The organism is Verrucomicrobiota bacterium (assembly GCA_027622555.1).
Lineage (GTDB): Bacteria > Verrucomicrobiota > Verrucomicrobiia > Opitutales > UBA2995 > UBA2995.
Genome location: JAQBYJ010000114.1, coordinates 1 through 16,038 on the forward strand (window position 1 = coordinate 1; position 16,038 = coordinate 16,038).

A 16,038-nucleotide genomic window follows, 5' to 3' on the forward strand; every position below is an offset into this window, starting at 1 on the left:
CTACCTCTTTGCAGGTTCGCCTTGCACTGGCTGAGGAAGCTGATTTCAATTCAGGTCTCTTACATAAGCCAGCTTGCTGGCGATCAGAGCGTGAAAAAGCAAGAGGACGAGGAGGATTACCTTTTCTAATAAACCCCCGATTCCTGCAAGAGCACATGAATCACATCCGTCAGGGATTGAACGGTTCTTTGGTTGAGGCCGTTGCAAAAGTAACGAACTACGCCTTTGCCGTCGATGATAAGCATTTTGTCGCTGTGGGAAATGACGGTATCGCCAGCGTTGTTCGGATCTTGGTCACGATTGAGCGGCATCAGAAATTTTGTGGTAACGAGTTTGGTTACATTATCGACGTCGCCCGTGAGTAATGACCAACGTGGATCAAGGCCGAAAGGTTCTGCGTAGGAAGCTAAGCGGGCGGGAGTATCAGTCTGCGGATCTACACTAAAAGAAACAAAAGCGATGTCGGGTCGGTCGCCTATATTTCGGCGGACCAAGGACATTTGTTGAGAAAGTAACGGGCACTCGGCAGCGCAGGAGGTAAATACAAAATTGGCGACCCAGATTTTCCCTGCGAGCTCCTCGGAAGAAAATGGCTCACCATTTTGATCGATCAACTCAAAGTCTCCAACCTCCCAGTAGGTATCGATCTTATTTTCGCTTTTCCACTCTTTGTCTTCCTGATTTGACGGCCTGAACAGGAGACCAATCACAAGGACGGTCAGTCCAATTATGCCAATAATAATGCCTTTCATCCTACCACTCATAGAAACGATGCGATTAAATGCTACTAAAATCCGAAATCGACGAATTTGATTTTCTTAAATAATTCGTTCTGTTTGAGTTCACCTATGACAGACATATCCGATCCCCAGGAATTTACAACAAGTCCCATTAAAGAAAACGTTCTTTCGAGGCGTCGACTCTTGAAATTGGGAGCGACCGGAACTTTGGGCTTACTGGCTGGAGAGGCGAGCGGGAATCATCATGAATCAGCTTCCTCGGCTAAAACGATCGCGAGTGGGCGCATCCACCAATCCATCATGGGTTGGTGTTTCAAAGACCACTACGATGTCCCCACCCTGGCAAAGCATTGCAAGTCTATTGGGCTGGTAGCGATGGAGGGCGTCTCAGCAGAAAACTATCCCATGATCAAGGGACTTGGAATGAATATTTCCCTGGTGTCCGGAGGACATGGTTTTGCCAAAGGTCCCTGCAATCCCGAGTACCAAGATCTGGTGGTAAAAGGCCTTACCGAGGCGGTGGATCTTGCCAAGGAAGTCGGGTGTAAAAACGTGATCACTTTTACGGGCATGCGTTATGACGGGATGGACGATGAGGCAGCCAAAAAGCGTTGCATCGACACCTGGAAGAAAGTGCTACCGCACGCGGAGAAAAGCGGTGTCACTCTGGTGCTGGAGCATTTGAATTCACGCGACGACACGCACCCCATGAAGGGACACCCCGGTTACTTTGGCGATGACGTGGATTTCTGTATCGACCTGATTAAGCAGGTGGGTTCCGAGAATTTTAAACTCCTTTTTGATATCTATCATGTTTCTGTCATGAACGGTGACATCATCCGGCGGATTCATAGATTCAAAGATTACATAGCCCATTACCACACTGCAGGAAATCCTGGCCGCGGTGAAATCGATGACACTCAGGAGATTCAGTATCGACCGATTCTTGAGGCCATTCTCGAAACGGGTTACGAGGGCTACATCGCCCATGAGTTTATTCCAACCTGGAAAGACCCGATCGCCGGATTAAAGCATGCCGCGGAGTTGTCCTATTTCGCGTAACCTCTCAGTGAGCGCGTGAGCTATGCCCAAGAAAGGCAAAAGATACGTCTTGAAAGCGTTAGGGATCGCGGGCGTACTTTTTCTGATCTTCATAGCAGCAATTTGGTGGCGTTTGCCCGATGTCCTTACCGTCATTGGCAATCAATTGTTGGCTAAAAACGGATTCCCGAATTCCTCAATAACCATTTCCGAAGCCGACTCTGACCACCTCACAATCGACACAGCGAGTCTATCCGGCTCTGGCTGGGACTTTCACATTAAGGATTCATTTATCCATTACGAATTAATGGAGCTCTTTAAGGCAAAACTGGTAGAGACAGTGATCTTCGAAGAGCTGCACATTTCTATCAATCCGGCTGAACTTGAGGAAAGTGATGACCCCTTGACCATAGCATTGCTTCAGAATCTTCCGGCAAAACAGATTGAAGTTAGGGCAGGTCGTTTCACTCTGATTCTGGAGGAAGAAGTACTGGAGATTAACTGGAGCGGGAAGATCTTGGTGACTGAAGGAGAGACGCTGGTATTCACGGCAACCAAACTACAAATCAATAAGCTATCACCGGAGGGCGATCGGATCGTAACCATGGGTGAGTTACAAGACCCGGCAGGCGTTGTAATGCTTAGCATGGCTCAGGATGGATCCCAAGCCGGCCTGGCACTAAATCTATCTGGCATTGAATCCTCAGGTGCCGATTGGAAAATTGAACAAGGGTCAGTCTCGGGACAACTCGGATTTGAAGATGTGCAACTTGCCGGTTTGGACCTGGCGGACAAAGAGATCCTTCTCCCTCGATTGATGGAAAGTCTTTCAGGTACGATTTCGATGGGAGCCAATGAATTGGGTTTTCAGGACATAAACGCACAGTGGATTTCAGGAACCCTGGAGTTTGTTAAAACGGAGGACCCTGAGACATTTACAAACAAGGCCAAGTTCTCGGTAGGAATCGCAAGCACAGGCAAAGAATCCGTTCAACAAATCAATATAGGAGTCACAAACTTTGGGAACTTAGGTGCCATAAAATCGGATGGAGAAATTACCTTCCTTTTCGAAGGAGTAGAAGGAGGAGTCACATTCAATCAATCCACTTTTGATCCACTGGATCAATGGTCATTAATTGGTGAATACACCCTCAATCCCTTGGTTTTCGATTATTCAGACCTGATAAGTAGAAAAATTGATTCGATTGATGACCTATCTTTTTCAGGTGGAATTTCTGCAAAGGGAGACTACCAGATGAGCGCAGTCGAATTCGATGCAGGCGCACGAATCGATTTCACCGAAGGCTCGATTGCCATGCCCTCCAAAGAACTCAATGCTTCCGGGATTAAAGCAACCGTCGATTTCACCTCTTTAACCCAACTCACAAGCGCCTCCGGCGAATCCAGTTTATCAATTAAACTGATCAAACTTGGCGATCTGGAATTTACCGAAACAAGACTAAGTTTTGATATTCCAGGCGCTGACAAGTTCTTCATCCTTAGTGGTCAAACTAATCTATTTGATGGAACACTGACCCTCAAACCTGCAACCGTTTCGACAAATCCACTCAGCTTCGAAACCGCAGTGAGCTTTGATCGACTCTCTCTTAAAACAATCGTTGGAAATCTGGCTTTTTTTAATGGGACGATGGAAGGAGCGATCAGCGGCTATCTACCCATAACCTACAGAGATAGTCAGTTGCTGTCAGGAGAAGGGTTTTTAGGTCTCAGCAATAATGAACCAGCACGAATGAGATATAAAACCAAAGGATTACTCAAAAAAGAGGTTCCTAAAAACATTGGATTCTTTGAAGGTTTGGCGAACCGCTTACTCGGACAATTAAAACTAGCTCCTGAGAAAGTAGTCGAAGATGCCTTGAGCGATCTCGCCATAAGTGAACTTCGGGTAGACCTTCTTTCCAGCGACACACCTGAAACACCGCTAAAAATCCGTCTTGCTGGAGAGGGAAAGACAGGTAAAACTGCGGTTCCATTGGTACTAGACACCAATATCAACGGTTCGCTAGAAGAATTGTTTAATTTTCTCTTACGAATTAATTCAATTGGAACACCGTCATTGCAATGACTCAATGAAACTCTCTATTCTTCCTGGTGTATATATAAAACAATGTCTTTAACTAATCATTCCTTAAAAATCCTCGGAGGCGCTACCGCCATAGCAGCTGTTCTTTTTTCGGTCGGCTGCATAAGCGTAGAAACGCACAGCACCATCGAGCCGATTTACTTAACCCTGGATGTAAACCTCAAAGTGCAGCTGCAAAAAGAACTGGACAAAGTCTTTGCCGATCTGGACGCCGTATCCGAAGCCATAGAAGACTAATTAACCGACACAATATATGAAAACCACATCCATATTTATTTCCCTGATTTTAGGATTATTGGCACTAAACGCACCAAGCACTTTCGCAGCCGAAAGAACTGAAACCAGTATCAAACAGAGCTTGCTACGACGGGTCGCAGTAATTGACGGCCTTAAGCTATCCGGTAAAGTAGGAGAAAACAATCTTGGGACTTTGACCCAACGTGGCCTTCTTTCGACAGATGAGACTCGACTCATGAATGGTGAAAACAAGGATAGGATGGACCTCTACACCATTTTGGCAAAACGACTCAATCTCACAGTCAGTGTTGTAGGACAAGGACGGGCAGAAGAGTTGAGAAAGAAGTCCGCAGCTGGAGTCTGGCTCCAGGATCCGAAAGGCGACTGGTACCAACAAAATTAGCCGACTTACCACGTGCGATTAGACATGAATTTGTCCAAGTCGGCTCTGGACATTGGAAGCTGAGTCGGATTTGCATCCAACCACCTCAGGAAGTGCTCTTTAATTTCATCGGTCCATGCACTATCCATCTGGCCAGTATCATAGGTTCCTGCCTTAAGCATTTCGTAGCCGAAGCTATCGCGCACGCCAATGAATTCAGCGGTTAAAATCACCTCCTCCGCCATATGAGCAGGAATAAATAAGACACCCTCCCGTTCCGAGATCACCAAGTCACCGGGAAGCACGATGGCTTTCCCAATGCGGATGGGTGTATTCAGTCCCATCAATACCACTTCCTCGAGAAACGTTGGATCGAAATCTCTTACAAAGGCATTGAACCCTTCAATTTGAGCCATCCCACTCAGATCGCGGGCGGAGCCATCGAAGATGACTCCCGTGCCTGTTTTTGCGAAGATCGCTGTGGCAAGGCTATCCCCGATCAAGGTACCCTGGGCTATTTTACCAAAGCTATCGGCCACATAAACATCCCCTTTTCCCAAGGCTTGGATTGGCCAAGAGTTGTGGTTACCAGAACGCCCCTGCTCCTTTCCCCGAGCCATGATATTTTTCAAAATATCCGGTCGACTGGGCATATAATGAGCGGTTAACGCACGACCGATTACCGGTACATCGTCATGAATCATTTTCCAGTTTCCTTCGAACTGGTTTTTGTAACCCGCATTGTAGAGCACCACCCAGGCCTCTTCTATACCGATATTTGCAGCTCGTTTAATGAGATCATCCGGAATCTTTGGACGTCCATCTTCGAAACGTTCCCCCTTCCACTCTGAAGTAAGGAAGATCATTTCTTTCTTCGAAATGGTCTGGGCGATAATGAGTTGGGCAGTCAAACAACCGACCAGCGTTAAAATTAATGATCTTACTTTCATAACTAAAATTGTGTATTTAGGTTTCGGTTACTCCCAGGCTTTATCATTCCACTGAGCAGTTGAAGCAAAAATACTTTTATCGTCCGGATGCAGCACGGTTTTGATATGCTCCATGTTCAGCTCGATTCCAAGGCCTGGTGATTCGGGCACAGGTGCAAACCCGTTACTCACAAGAGGCTGACCTCCAAGAGTTGAAACCATGCCGGTCCATTCAGGTATCTCTTCTCCTTCAGGATGATATTCCAATACCGCACAATTCCTTGTTGCTGCGGCACAGTGCACATTAGCCATGAATGATACCGGTGTACCTGCATAGTGCAAAGCTTGCCTGATCCCGTGATCTTCAGCGTAATCCCCAATTTTCTTGGTCTCCAGAATCCCACCTGCAGTAGCCATATCCGGATGCACAAAATCGACCGCCTGACTATCGCAGAGGACTCGGAAGCTTTCGCGGGCAAACATATCCTCACCAGTGGCGATCGGCGTATTAATCGCATTTCGCAATGCTTTTAGCTGCTCGGTTTCAGTCCACTTTATAGGCTCCTCAATCCAGGCCAATCGAGACCGCTCCAAGGCGTTTCCCTGACGCGTCATATTCTCGAGATTACGACCGACGAAGTGATCAACGCTGATCTCCACGTCAGCCCCAACGGTATCGCGAATCATTTGCAGATAGTTAGCAACAATGCCAATGCCCTTATCCGATAGCTGATCTCGACTACCTGCTTGATATATTCCGGGAACGTCCTTCAACACATTGCCCACTCGGGTCATCTTCAACCAGGTATAGCCCTGATCCTCCACACGTGTCTTTACTTTGGACTTGATCAAATCGTAATCCGTGTCCCCGTGCGTATCCGCATAAAGTCTGACTTTGTCTCTGTATCGTCCCCCTAGAAGTTGCCAAACAGGAACCTCATAGGCTTTACCTACCAAGTCCCAAAGGGCCATCTCCACACCGCTGACACCACCACCAAGTCGGCCATGGTCGCCAAAGGGTTTTATGAGTTGAAATAGCATTTCTACGTTGCAGGGATTCTTTCCCAAAAGGAGGTGCTTGAGCATCAGCGCATGCTTTACCTCCCCACCATCCCTCACTTCGCCATAGCCATAAATATCCTGATTCGTATCCATCCTGAGAATGGGACAAGGTCGTCCCAGATGCTTCACAATGATATACCTCAAATCCGTGATCTTAAGTGCCGACGGACTCGAGTCACGTTTCACATTGGAAGTCGCAGCCGCGGCCACCTGATCCAGGGGAGCCGCAAACATTCCACCTAACGCGACTCCGCCAAAAACTGATTTTTTAAGAAAATTCCTACGAGTATTCGCAATCATAGCACTATGTCTCAGAAAGATTATTTGATATCCAGTTTGGTTGGATCATCCGAACGAATCGCAAGAATGATGGAATGCTCCTCATTCTCCTTATTGAGGCTATAGAAACCCACTTCGGTCCCGGCCGCCCAGAAAAACGCATCTCCCTCCTGACTGGGATGGCGCTCGACATTGCCATACTCGTCCAAGCCAGCCACCATGTAGCCACTTCCCTGGAGCACAAAGTAAACTTCTTCCTGAGTATCGTGCCGGTGGGGATTGTTTGTCCCCCGTGGAGCGAAATCCATGATGAAAAGGCTTTTCATTTGTGAGGCGGAGGCGAGGCGATCCCGCGTGCTGGCGGTATCGCCCATCAACAGTTTGTACTGGGTTGTCGGCCCATGACTGCCCAAAACCTGAAGCTCAACCGAGTCAGCGTTGGCGATCTGAAGTTCTTTCTTCGGTTGGTAATCCACTCCTTCAGGTATTTGATAACCCATAAACAACACCTTGATCGGTTCTTTGCTGTCGTTACTTACACCGTGTCTCACTCCAGCTGGGATATATAAAAAGTCATTTGCTTTTAGGGGAGCTTTCTCCCTGCCATAAACCAGGTTGCCTTTCCCTGAAGTTACGTAGAGCACATATTCCTCATGGGGCCGTTTCACAATCGCACTGGCACCGCCCGGTTGAACCGTGAGCTCGCCCACGCGCGTTATGGCATTTAGATGGCGTTCATCTTTGTCTCCTTCGCCGAATATGGCCTTATAGGTTGCCGTTTTCGTATCTTTGGTAAGATCGGAATCCGTGTACTTCAAATTTGGTACATAACGGGAAAGATAAAGCTGCTGCTCGTGAGCAATGGAGCTTGCCTGCATACACAGAACAGCGAGCGGAATCGAGAATAATGGCAGTAACTTAGGGGTAAACTTAGACATGATAATATGAAGGTTGAAGCTTCTTTTCAGTCGATCGGACTAAAGTAAGTAATAACTAAACCCTAGTGAGTTCCCGCGTCCACAAGAATTTATTTTTCCTTTGGAAGTTTTTTTGCAGAAGCAAAGGTGCTTCCGAAAACCCTGCCATTAAGGAATTCCAACAAGTAAACACTTGCCGGAGAAATGGTCATCGTAAATACTGTTAAAAACTCCGACTTACAGCCCTGAACTCCCAAATGCGAAAGCCCAATATTCTCTTCTTGCTCACCGATGAGCATAGCTTCCGCTTTTTCTCTCACCTGAGTAAAGAGGAAGGTGGAGAGACCGTTGAAACGCCGCATCTTGACGCCTTGAAAAAGCAATCGGCCAAGTTTAATAACACCTATTGCCAAATGGCGTTGTGCACCCCTTCCCGACTGTGCCTTCTTAGCGGGAAACACGCGAGAGGAGCTGGTGCGTGGGATAACGATTCCACTATGAACCCCGACCTGGTTACTCTGCCAGCTGCTTTGCGAGGAGCGGGGTATGAAACATGCCTGGTCGGGAAAATGCATCTGGGAGGTAGTCGCCAATTTGTAGGTTTTCAGCATCGCCCTTATGGAGACCTCACAGGAGGCACAGGCCACCAGGGCCAGGAGCCACCCGACTGGTATGACGGAGATAAATTCACTTGGCGATACGACGCGGCCGGCAAACTTGAGTATCCAGAGAGCGCACTTCAGGAGCAAATCACAGCACAGGAAACCATCGCCTGGATTCGAGAGCACCGTCATGAACATCCTGATAAACCATGGTTCACTCTGGCCTCGTTCAGCCGTCCCCATTTTCCGCTTACAGCACCCAAACGCTGGACCGACCGCTATCCGGTGGACAAGGTAAGCAAGCCGAAAGCACCTGCAGCCGGAGACACTTACAATCATCCGGTAAACAAATCCATGCGCCAGGGCTTCCGAGTCGATGACCTGTCCTACGAGGATCAACAAAAAATGCGGGCGGGATATTTTGCCTGCGTCAGTTACCAGGACGAAATTATCGGCGATCTGCTAAAGCGGCTGGAACTTTCCGGAGATTTGGAAAACACCGTCATCGTATACGCATCCGACCATGGAGAAATGGCTGGAGAACACGGCAGTTGGTGGAAACACACCTTTCATGAAGCCAGTACACGCGTACCCATGATAATTTCACTACCCGAACACAGGTCTGGGGAACTCACTCCGAGCCAACTGGAAACACCCGTCGAGCTGATCGACCTCTACCCTACTTTGTGCTCCATCGCCGGTGCCGATTTTTCACAGGCTGAGGGAAGAGATTTAAGCATCCAGGTTTCCAGGGGACAGGAACCGGAAGCAAAGCCGGTCGTAAGCGACAATCTAATTCCCCGTTGGGGAAAAGGCTCTGAATACCGCATGGTTCGGTACGGCGATTTTAAATACGTTGGCTTTCGAAGCGGCTCCGAATTTTTATTCAACCTGAAAGAAGATCCTTTGGAACAGACGGATCTTTCAAGGAAGATCGAAGATGAAGAAAGCAATAAGATGCTTTTAAAGCTTCGTGCATATGTGGCCGAAAGCATCGACTTCGAAGCTGCCGAAAAAGAGCGACTCGAAACCACCGCTGATCTCGAACAACGCTTTCCGGAACAAATCGGTCCTACTCAGGGAAATCTCTATCACCTCAAGGATGGCCGCATCATCAACGGGGAGGATGTGGTTTACAATCCAACTGTTGTGGCTGAAAACCTGGAACAGGCCTTCGGTAAAGACTGGCAGAATCAAAACATGCCGAAAGACTGAGGTGGCGGTTTAGTTTTCGTTGTTTTCAATCCGGGCCAACGCCTCGCTGAGTCCTTTGTAAAACTCCAGATGCATTGAAGCTTTGTTTGATTTCAAGGTGAAGCTTTTGATTCCTCGACTTTCGCGATAGTCGACATGATTAAGGTCTGACCAGGCAATCGCCTGCTTAAGTGTTCCACTTCCTCTCCATTCCTCGACACCTTCTTCATTGAACACATATCGGCTATTAATTGTACGATGAACCAAAATGCCCACAACAAAGGAAGCGAGTGCACCAACCAACAGGAGCCACTGATCACCCGACAAAGGGCACCCAAGCTCCGCCCAGAATACAAAGAAGCCCAGAAAGAAAACAGGAAACAGAGTCGAAAAGATATGAGCCAAAATACGATTACCTATCTTTCCACCTTTCGTGTTTTCAAATTCACCGCGAACACTCCGCAAACTCCGCAGAAAATCTTCAGTTACTTGAGCCATTATTAATACCTCATACAGCCAGGATTATAACAGTTTGAGTCAGTAGGTATAATCCCAATCACTATCCATCGCCTGGAGGAAATTTGATACCCGATCATATAGTCCTTCCGGTGCTTCATAAAAAATCATATGCCCACATTCCCCGAATACCTCCAGGTTCGTTTCAGATGGAATGGATTCCAGAAAACGTTCAACGTCGTAGGGTGAAGCATATCGATCCTCCTCACCTGTAATGGCGAGACACGGCACCGCGACCGTTGCGACAAGGTCAGAAGCGGAAGCATCAACAAGCCCACGGATCGATTCGATGTAACTGGTTTCTGAATTTAACTCCAGCAAACGCTGATAACTTCCAACAAGCTCCCCTTTTTGCGAAAGTGTATTGGCAGCAAATATACCAGTCATCGCTTCTTCACCAATTCCCCTCATTCCAACCGTGGTAATTTTTTCAATCCGCTCGACCAATTTTTCCCGGATCGCTGGCACTGGTTCAGGCAAACCGCCAAGAAAAATGAGACCCTGAACTTTTTCGGGACGTTTGGCGTAGGCCTTCAGCGCAACAATAGTCCCCATCGAATGACCGAGAAGCGTAACAGAATCCGGGCTCATTTGATCAATCAATTCCACGGTCGCATTCACGCAGGCATCCATTGAAAACGTTTCAACACACGCTTCATTGAACCCGGTACCGGGCATATCGAATGATACCACTCGTCTTGAATTTCTGATAGCTTTGCCAAGTCCAGCAAAAAAATAGCTTCCGCCACCGAGACCATGCAGGCAAATCACTCCATTTCCGGTTCCTTCGTCTTCAACCAGAAGTGGTTCTCCTCCCTGCCAATCTACGAGCTTTCTCATTCAAGGTTTTCAAAAATTAAACGGTAAAACTGAGGGTGTGAGAGCCAGGTTTGTCCGCAAATAATCTTGCCATCGATACAGGCCTCTTCGGGAATCCAGGTTCCTCCTTTGGACTCAGCGTCATAACGACAATGTTCATAGCAGGTTATGTTCCTGTCCTGACAAAGACCGGCAGTCGCCAATATCTGGATACCATGACATATGCTATATATCCATTTCCCTTTGGCATGAAATTCTTTCACCATGCCAACCACCACAGGATCATTTCTCAAATACTCAGGCGCACGTCCACCAATCAACAAGACAGACTCATAATCGTCCACAACCACTTGAAAGAAAGTGATATTGGATTCTACACTGTACCCAGGCCCTTCGAAATAGGTATCCCAACCCGGCTTAAAGTCATGCATCACAAGATTGAGACTGCGTTTACTGGGTGCAACAATGTCGACCTCCCAATTGGCTTCCTGGAATCGGTGAAGCGCATAGAGCACTTCATAGCTTTCACCACCGTCACCGGTTACAATTAACAATTTCTTACTCATAAAGGAACTCTGGGTTTGGTTTAGTATAAAGATCAAATCGAATCATCACGTCGGTCAATCTCGGAAAGGTGTAAATCGCAATCGGTGTTGGCGTGAGGCGAAATAAAAAAGTAGAAGATAAAGTAAGTGAAAGCGTAGGATTTTGATTTGTCTCATTTCTCAAACAGCACCATGCCACGAATATTTTCACCTTTCTCCATATCGGTAAAGGCCTGGTTGATGCCCTCCAGTTCGTAGTATTGAGAAACCAGCTCGTCGAGCATCAGCTTTTTCTGGCGATACAAATCCAGGAGGTAGGGCATATCTTCGCCAGGGAGGCAGGACCCAAAAAATGAACCGGTGATCTTCCGTTCCCACACAGGAATAAACACGGCAGGAATAGTGATCGTAGCTTTTGCTCCGGTAATTCCAATAATGACCGCGTTACCGCCTACCCCCAACATGTTGTAGGCCATTTCGATCGTTGCCGGCAGTCCAATCGCCTCGAAAGAGAAATCAACCCCCTTTCCATTGGTAAGCTTCTTAACTTCCTCAATCGCATCCGTATCTTTTGAATTAACAGAATGGGTTGCTCCGAACCGTTTCGCTTCCTCCAACTTGGATGGCACTTGATCCACCGCAATTATTTTGGACGCACCGGCATGCTTTGCTCCCTGGATCACATTTAAACCAACACCGCCACAACCGACCACGGCCACCGTCGATCCGGACGGGACTTTTGCTGTTCGAGTAACTGCGCCAAACCCGGTTGTAACTCCGCAACCAAGCAGAGCCGCATGCTCAAAAGTATAGCCATCTGGTAAGGGAAGAACGGAATTCGTATGTGCTACCGTGTACTCTGAGAGTGTTCCAAGTCGGGAAAATTGATAGATGTCCTGATCGCCTTTGTGAAAACGGCAGGTTCCGTCGATAAGAGTCCCTCGCTTCCCGCTAAAATGCACCTCGCATAAAGTGGGGTGACCAGAGACGCAGCGATTGCACTTTCCACAGGATGAAACAAAGGGAAGCATCACCCGATCACCGACCTTGTAGCCTTCCACACCAGGTCCGACCTCGACCACCGTTCCGGCCCCTTCGTGACCGAGGACTTCAGGCAGGTCATGCGCAATAGTCCCCTTCATCACGGAGTAATCGCTATGGCATATCCCGCTAGCGGCTATCTTGATGAGCAGTTCGCTTTCCTGAGGTGGCCGTAGTTCGATCTCTTCAACCACAACGGGCTCATTAAAATTATAAACGATAGCAGCTTTGGTTTTCATAGGAGTGTTTTATGTCCAGAGCATCGCATCCTGTTTCCTTCTTAACTCAAGAAGTTTAGACTCCTTTAAATCATCAACCATATCCCAGGTAATTGGATTTCCCTTACTCACTGCTCTATTGAGAGTTACCTCCCTGGCAAACGCAAGTGGAAGCAGGTTTTCCTTGTGGGCGACTTCAGATCTTTCACAGAGTCCATTGACGGTATATCCACCACTTCCATCCAAGGTTTCACCCGCATTCAAATCGCGTTTGGCCACTGTGATTAATTCAGCGGTCGGCCGTGGAAGTGTTGACCCGGTCGCAGCTCCGAACAAAACCGCCTGCGCAATAGATATAGGTGCCTCAACCGCCACCAAATGATAAGGTCGTTGAAGGAGAAAGTTTTTCCCGTTTCCTCCTTCGTGCAGAAAATAGAGTTTCAAATCTTCCGAGATAAACGAGTGTTCCGTTCGGATGACTGCAAACACACCCATTCCCAAGGCATCCGGCAACCTCGTCTTGCCATCCGCAGCCACACTATTGGCCAGCTCGACGACGCCCTGTTGGCTTAGGATTCCACCTTCCGACTTCAAACTGAATTGCCGCGGTATATCCGCCAGATTCACCCCCGGCTCATGCATACCACGAATATCCGGGACCAGACCGGCCGCGTTTGCCAAGGCCACCATTTCGGTTTGCGCCTTGGTCCCATCCCGAAACGAATTGAACATATGGAGATTTATGTGGCGTCGCTCGATCATTTCTTCGGTGAACCCAAACCTCTCCGGCACCGAGTCAGGCGTTCCTTCAAAATCATCTTCGTAATAAACTGTTCCCCGACCGGCAGCTACGATCTCAAACCCTAGCGTACGGGCCCAATTAACCAAATTCATAGTGCACCCGGGCTGATCTCCATCCACTTGGGTATAGACCACCCCTTGTTCGTCTGCCAATCTGCGCAAGTAGGGTCCGATACAGACGTCGGCCTCCACATTCACCATCACCAGGTGTTTTCGGTTACTCAAAGCCTCCACTCCAAAGATCGCTCCTGCCTCAGGCGAGCCAGTGGTGTCGACAACCACATCAATCGACGGACTCTGACAGACCAACAGACCATCCTGGGTAACAGCGGGTCGATTTTGTCGAATAGCGTCTTCGACGCCATCCTGGGTGCATACACTCAATAAATCACTTTTTACGTAATTATTGCTTAAAAAGCTACGAAATGCGTGGTCGAGTTCGATATCGGCGAGGAGGGAAACCACCATGCCTTTCATTTGCGAAATCTGTGTAACCAAGGCCGCACCAAATTTTCCGGCACCGATAATACCGACTCGAATGGGGTTTTGGTCTTGGGCTCGTTTGGCCAGGGCTTGAAGTATCATAGGAGGTAATGGATGAGAAATGTAATGAGCACACCCTCATACGTGTGCAAACCCAAATAAGGCCAAATCCTCTTAGAACTATTTTTCATTTGAGTTGACTAAGCTTTTTAGGAGGATCTCCCGCACCAACCCCTTCCACCAACTTTATGGGCACCAAACTACCATCCACTAAGCGAGTTTTCTCGTTAAAATCCATCCTACTCCTTTTTCTGGGGTTATTGGGATTGGTGGGATTGCTCGTGCTAAGTTTGCCCCTGTGGTTGGGCTTGGCCATTCGGACCTTTGCTCCAGAGGATCTGGCCCAATTTGATTCGTATAAGATGGAAGGCTATGGCCACTTCCGCCTGGAAGGTGTTTCGGTAACGCTTCCTCAAGCAAACGTCTTTATTGATGAGCTACACGGGCTCACACCTTTAAATTGGTATTCAAAATCGAGAAAAGACAGTCAGGAAGATTTTCTACAAATCAAACACCTCGAAGTTATCCTGTTCCCAAACGACGCAACGGAAGATAACTCACCTGAATCCTCCTCACTTCCAAAAAATCTGCCGGATGCCCTCAAGCTTTTGGAGGGTCTTTTACAATTGACCGATACCTGGCTGCCTCAAGCCACGATAGAACACGCAACCATTACGCAAGATACCAGGATTTTGGAGTTGTCCGACCTGCGTTGGAAAAACCGCTCCCTCAACTTCCAAGGCAAGCTAAATGGTTTCCCACAACACCCGTTTAAGACATTGGTCACCCTGCCATCCGAAGGACCAAGCCTGGAGTTTGTAGTCCCGAATGCTGATTTCGAAATCAAGACCAGTCTGGTCGAGAACAACCGGGATTGGGTCATTAGTGCCATCATCCTGTTTCGTGAAAACACCGCCTTACTGGAATCTACCTTCGGGCCATCCACCTGGTTACCGGAATCGGCAACCTGGAACCTGGAGAACTGGGAGCTTGATCTCCAATCCCTGGGAGTCGATTCACCCTATCCACAATTGAGTTTCAATCTTCTAGGAGGATGGAAGGAGGGGGTTATTGATAACAGTCTGGATGGGCACCTGTCTCCTCCCACACAAACGAGCGACTCCCTCGTGCCACCGGTGGATTTTAAGTCTCAGATCGGAGGCGATGCAGAATCGCTCACCGTATCCCGTTTTTCCCTCGAGGCTCCCGGGATCAGCGCCAGCATGACCGATCCGGTGGAATACAGGCTTAAAGAAATGCAAATGGCGGGGGAACTGAACTTCGACATCGATCTGGATCTCGGGATGCTCAATCGAGAGGAACTACAAGGTCAGCTAACGGGATTCTTAAACGTAACAACCAGCGAAGGAAAACCCTCCGGTGAATTCACACTGCAGGGTAAGGCAGTAAAAATAAAGACCCATGAATTTGAAGATTTGAATATCCAGGCGGAACTCGCTTGGCCGAACCTGCGAATTGAAGCAATAACCGCACGATTGACCAGCGGCACCACTCTCGACCTCTCCGGATTGATTGACCTTGTAGCACGGCAGGTAACTCAAGCGTCTCTGAGCGGCCAAATCATGCAAAAAACCGTCGCTGAATATTTACCCGAGGATCTGCTACTTGATAACATCTCTTTCAATACCTCTGCTTCCGGTCCCTATAATGCCATCAATCATGACGGTTCGCTCACTATCGATACGATTGAAATGGATGCCCTGAACCCGTTCTCCACGAATCTCACCTGGAAAGGTCAAATGATGAATCTGGAGCAGGTCGAAATAGCAGCTTCCGCTGAAGCGGCCGAAATAAAACTGGATGGAAGCGGCACGCTTTCCAGTGAACAAATGCAGTGGCAGATCAATGCCTTACAATTGGCAACAAACGGACAGCCATTAGCTCAGCTAACGGATTCAACCACGGTAACTATTGTACCTGGAAAACCTACAGCGGTAAGCTTCGACTCCATGAAACTGTCTGGACCAGGAGGAAACGTAACAGCAGCTGGAATGGTTGCCTACCCAAACAAAGCGCAGCTTTCCATTGAAGTGGACACGCTGGAGAC

General features: G+C 48.1%; 15 protein-coding genes. 6 read left to right on the forward strand and 9 right to left on the reverse strand.

Features of this window, described 5'->3' with window-relative positions; all coding sequences use genetic code 11:
- Window positions 1-125 precede the first annotated feature (125 nt).
- Window positions 126-752 (reverse strand): SCO family protein, encoded by a 627-nt coding sequence (locus O3C43_20825; protein ID MDA1068938.1) that lies wholly within the window; start codon window positions 750-752, stop codon window positions 126-128.
- A 96-nt stretch (window positions 753-848) separates the two neighbouring features.
- Between O3C43_20825 and O3C43_20830 the strand changes: the two genes are divergently transcribed.
- The 4 genes from O3C43_20830 to O3C43_20845 are packed head-to-tail and all read left to right on the forward strand — an operon-like array spanning window position 849 to window position 4,525.
- Window positions 849-1,802, forward strand: coding sequence for a TIM barrel protein (locus O3C43_20830; GenBank protein MDA1068939.1), 954 nt, complete (start codon window positions 849-851; stop codon window positions 1,800-1,802).
- A gap of 22 nt (window positions 1,803-1,824) precedes the next feature.
- On the forward strand, window positions 1,825-3,867 hold the full coding sequence (locus O3C43_20835) for a YdbH domain-containing protein (GenBank protein ID MDA1068940.1): 2,043 nt from the start codon (window positions 1,825-1,827) through the stop codon (window positions 3,865-3,867).
- 42 nt (window positions 3,868-3,909) lie between these two features.
- Window positions 3,910-4,122 (forward strand): hypothetical protein, encoded by a 213-nt coding sequence (locus tag O3C43_20840; GenBank protein MDA1068941.1) that lies wholly within the window; start codon window positions 3,910-3,912, stop codon window positions 4,120-4,122.
- A gap of 16 nt (window positions 4,123-4,138) precedes the next feature.
- Entirely contained in the window at window positions 4,139-4,525 is a 387-nt protein-coding gene (locus tag O3C43_20845) for a DUF1318 domain-containing protein (protein MDA1068942.1), read from the forward strand.
- 5 nt (window positions 4,526-4,530) lie between these two features.
- Here the strand turns inward: O3C43_20845 and O3C43_20850 are convergent, their stop codons facing one another.
- The 3 genes from O3C43_20850 to O3C43_20860 are packed head-to-tail and all read right to left on the reverse strand — an operon-like array spanning window position 4,531 to window position 7,712.
- Window positions 4,531-5,454, reverse strand: a complete 924-nt coding sequence (locus O3C43_20850) for an RraA family protein (protein ID MDA1068943.1) — start codon at window positions 5,452-5,454, stop codon at window positions 4,531-4,533.
- Between the two features lie 27 nt (window positions 5,455-5,481).
- Window positions 5,482-6,795 carry a mandelate racemase/muconate lactonizing enzyme family protein gene (locus tag O3C43_20855; GenBank protein ID MDA1068944.1) on the reverse strand — a complete coding sequence of 438 codons (1,314 nt, stop codon included), beginning with the start codon at window positions 6,793-6,795 and terminating at the stop codon, window positions 5,482-5,484.
- A gap of 20 nt (window positions 6,796-6,815) precedes the next feature.
- Window positions 6,816-7,712: a cupin domain-containing protein gene (locus tag O3C43_20860; protein ID MDA1068945.1), complete on the reverse strand. Its 897-nt coding sequence runs from the start codon at window positions 7,710-7,712 to the stop codon at window positions 6,816-6,818.
- Window positions 7,713-7,948: 236 nt separating this feature from the next.
- Here O3C43_20860 and O3C43_20865 point away from each other — a divergent pair, with 236 nt between their 5' ends.
- On the forward strand, window positions 7,949-9,508 hold the full coding sequence (locus O3C43_20865) for a sulfatase-like hydrolase/transferase (GenBank protein MDA1068946.1): 1,560 nt from the start codon (window positions 7,949-7,951) through the stop codon (window positions 9,506-9,508).
- Window positions 9,509-9,517: 9 nt separating this feature from the next.
- Here the strand turns inward: O3C43_20865 and O3C43_20870 are convergent, their stop codons facing one another.
- The 5 genes from O3C43_20870 to O3C43_20890 all read right to left on the reverse strand — a co-directional run bounded on the left by O3C43_20870 (window position 9,518) and on the right by O3C43_20890 (window position 14,012).
- A complete protein-coding gene (locus O3C43_20870) occupies window positions 9,518-9,985 on the reverse strand; it encodes a hypothetical protein (protein ID MDA1068947.1) in 468 nt (155 codons plus the stop codon).
- A 39-nt stretch (window positions 9,986-10,024) separates the two neighbouring features.
- Entirely contained in the window at window positions 10,025-10,843 is an 819-nt protein-coding gene (locus O3C43_20875) for an alpha/beta hydrolase (protein MDA1068948.1), read from the reverse strand.
- Complete coding sequence (locus O3C43_20880) at window positions 10,840-11,388, reverse strand: DJ-1/PfpI family protein (protein ID MDA1068949.1); 549 nt, start codon at window positions 11,386-11,388, stop codon at window positions 10,840-10,842. Before O3C43_20880 ends, O3C43_20875 begins: the two co-directional genes overlap by 4 nt.
- 152 nt (window positions 11,389-11,540) lie before the next feature.
- Window positions 11,541-12,647: a Zn-dependent alcohol dehydrogenase gene (locus O3C43_20885; protein MDA1068950.1), complete on the reverse strand. Its 1,107-nt coding sequence runs from the start codon at window positions 12,645-12,647 to the stop codon at window positions 11,541-11,543.
- Window positions 12,648-12,656: 9 nt separating this feature from the next.
- Window positions 12,657-14,012, reverse strand: a complete 1,356-nt coding sequence (locus O3C43_20890) for an NAD(P)-dependent oxidoreductase (GenBank protein ID MDA1068951.1) — start codon at window positions 14,010-14,012, stop codon at window positions 12,657-12,659.
- A 146-nt stretch (window positions 14,013-14,158) separates the two neighbouring features.
- Here O3C43_20890 and O3C43_20895 point away from each other — a divergent pair.
- Window positions 14,159-16,038 (forward strand): hypothetical protein (locus tag O3C43_20895; GenBank protein ID MDA1068952.1); only part of this gene is annotated, 1,880 nt, incomplete at its 3' end.

What these genes read in the sequence shown, in the direction of transcription:
- O3C43_20825 (MDA1068938.1), bottom strand. Translation starts at nt 752, where the DNA reads ATGAAAGGCATTATTATTGGCATAATTGGACTGACCGTCCTTGTGATT.
- O3C43_20830 (MDA1068939.1), top strand. Translation starts at nt 849, where the DNA reads ATGACAGACATATCCGATCCCCAGGAATTTACAACAAGTCCCATTAAA.
- O3C43_20835 (MDA1068940.1), top strand. Translation starts at nt 1,825, where the DNA reads ATGCCCAAGAAAGGCAAAAGATACGTCTTGAAAGCGTTAGGGATCGCG.
- O3C43_20840 (MDA1068941.1), top strand. Translation starts at nt 3,910, where the DNA reads ATGTCTTTAACTAATCATTCCTTAAAAATCCTCGGAGGCGCTACCGCC.
- O3C43_20845 (MDA1068942.1), top strand. Translation starts at nt 4,139, where the DNA reads ATGAAAACCACATCCATATTTATTTCCCTGATTTTAGGATTATTGGCA.
- O3C43_20850 (MDA1068943.1), bottom strand. Translation starts at nt 5,454, where the DNA reads ATGAAAGTAAGATCATTAATTTTAACGCTGGTCGGTTGTTTGACTGCC.
- O3C43_20855 (MDA1068944.1), bottom strand. Translation starts at nt 6,795, where the DNA reads ATGATTGCGAATACTCGTAGGAATTTTCTTAAAAAATCAGTTTTTGGC.
- O3C43_20860 (MDA1068945.1), bottom strand. Translation starts at nt 7,712, where the DNA reads ATGTCTAAGTTTACCCCTAAGTTACTGCCATTATTCTCGATTCCGCTC.
- O3C43_20865 (MDA1068946.1), top strand. Translation starts at nt 7,949, where the DNA reads ATGCGAAAGCCCAATATTCTCTTCTTGCTCACCGATGAGCATAGCTTC.
- O3C43_20870 (MDA1068947.1), bottom strand. Translation starts at nt 9,985, where the DNA reads ATGGCTCAAGTAACTGAAGATTTTCTGCGGAGTTTGCGGAGTGTTCGC.
- O3C43_20875 (MDA1068948.1), bottom strand. Translation starts at nt 10,843, where the DNA reads ATGAGAAAGCTCGTAGATTGGCAGGGAGGAGAACCACTTCTGGTTGAA.
- O3C43_20880 (MDA1068949.1), bottom strand. Translation starts at nt 11,388, where the DNA reads ATGAGTAAGAAATTGTTAATTGTAACCGGTGACGGTGGTGAAAGCTAT.
- O3C43_20885 (MDA1068950.1), bottom strand. Translation starts at nt 12,647, where the DNA reads ATGAAAACCAAAGCTGCTATCGTTTATAATTTTAATGAGCCCGTTGTG.
- O3C43_20890 (MDA1068951.1), bottom strand. Translation starts at nt 14,012, where the DNA reads ATGATACTTCAAGCCCTGGCCAAACGAGCCCAAGACCAAAACCCCATT.